The organism is Nocardia panacis, assembly GCF_003598715.1.
In the GTDB taxonomy this organism is placed as follows: Bacteria; Actinomycetota; Actinomycetes; order Mycobacteriales; family Mycobacteriaceae; genus Nocardia; species Nocardia panacis.
This window is the reverse complement of sequence record NZ_QZFU01000046.1, coordinates 1-1,688: the sequence shown is the minus strand read 5'-3', so window position 1 is coordinate 1,688 and position 1,688 is coordinate 1. Positions and strand designations below refer to the sequence as shown.

Genomic DNA, 1,688 nt, shown 5'->3' with positions numbered 1-1,688 from the left:
ACATGACCTATGCAGTTCGTGGTAAGACCTGGTAAAGTTCTGGTCTGGGTGTAACCCAAAGAAGCATTAAATAATGCTCTGGCCAAAACAATTCAATTAGTCTTGCAAATTGCCGCACTTGTATGTCACAATCAATAGAGATTCGCTGAATGCCCTTGTGGTTTTTCACGCGAACCTGACAACGAGTGTGGAAGAGGCCACGAACCATTTCGCCGTGGGTGTAGCCTTCATCACTCGTTTTTTCTTTGTTCAGTTCGAAAAGCGCAACGGCTAATAATGTCTCAGCGGCGAACAATAGCTCGAAATGAGCATGGTGATGCGCTTCGGATTGGGCATGGCACTTTTCAAAAGCCAGTTCCTGCTTGGCTGCACGAAAGAACACTTCGATCCGCCAGCGTTTTACGTAGGTCTGCAATGCTTGCTCCGGCGCATCAAAGCGGTTACTGATGAGCAAGTACGCGCCTCTGTAAGTGGCAGGGGACTCTTCCTCTTCTGTCTGGACGGGATTCGAATCGGGTTGTTCATCTTCCTTTAATCGCATGGCGACAACAGCGGCGATCGGTACAAATCGTTGTTTGGTCACTTGCTTTCCTTTTCGATTTATAGTGGTGTAAGGGCGCTTCATGTAAATACCCGGAATGGAAATGGAACTCAATCCGGATGTCGCTTGACGAGTCAAATCCTTGAACACTTCGCGGATGAGCATGACCGGAGTCAGCGGCACGAAGCGTTCTCGACGGGTACCGGGTTCAATGACTTTACGGAATAAAGCGGTGTTGCGCTTGGCCTTGGTTACCCAATCAAAGTTGTTTTCTTCTAGGAATACGAAAAATTTCTTGCACAGATACCACCGGTCCATCGCCACCCACAGTCGGCATGTGACGGATTCACGCAGCATCAAAAGCATCTGTCTGGCCAGATCCAGCTTCGTAAGACCCTCACCCTTCGTTTCCGGCTTATGCCACACGCGGTAAAACAACGGATATTCCAATCCGCTTTTTAGGACAGCTTGCAGGACCACAAGATTCATCGCCCATGCATATGTTTTTGTGGAATGGTCGTAGAGCCAGCTGAGAAACGGAAGTTGTTTGGCGTAGGGATGCGCACTATGCGTATCATCGAGATTGACCACATCCCCATCGGAGAGTCGGGTCAGGGTATCTTGCTGCAATCGCTCGACACGCTTTTTTCCAAAGGTCATCCAGGCAAAGCTAGTCGTGAAGAAGCGGCTCAACGTATACTGAGTGAGCTTCCAGGGCTGGAACATGACTTTCAGCAAGGCATCCTTGTCGGCTAACTGTGCCATTTGAACAACGGATGAACAATTGGAAACGAGACCGACGACATAAAGGAAGCAAAGGAGCCAAGACGGTGTTCCACTACGCTTCATCATGCCGGATTGGGAGAGCAGCAGAGAGAAGTCAAAACGATCCCACAAACTTTTTAGGACGGGGGCTCCCGCGCATTCACTATGATTGAGCTCAGTAAATCTCGGTTTTTGTAACGCTGACATTGGCAAACCACCTATAATCTAGAAGATATACCCTGCAAATAGAGGTATCCTTCGCGATTATGGGGGTGTTTCCAAAATGTCAAGTGGTTTTTCGTCCTAATTTCGAGAAATTAGTGACATTTGTGCAGCAAAAACCACCGTTTACCAGTTAATGACACGAACTGCATAGATCATA

Annotated in this window: 1 protein-coding gene; it reads right to left on the bottom strand. The window is 48.1% G+C overall.

Translation table 11 applies throughout. The features are described from left to right. Positions 1-7: 7 nt before the first annotated feature. Positions 8-1,513, bottom strand: a complete 1,506-nt coding sequence (locus tag D5S18_RS36745) for a transposase (RefSeq protein WP_203237022.1) — start codon at positions 1,511-1,513, stop codon at positions 8-10. Between the last annotated feature and the right edge of the window lie 175 nt (positions 1,514-1,688).

Excerpts from the sequence above, each read along its gene's own strand:
- D5S18_RS36745 (WP_203237022.1), bottom strand. The coding sequence starts at position 1,513 with ATGTCAGCGTTACAAAAACCGAGATTTACTGAGCTCAATCATAGTGAA.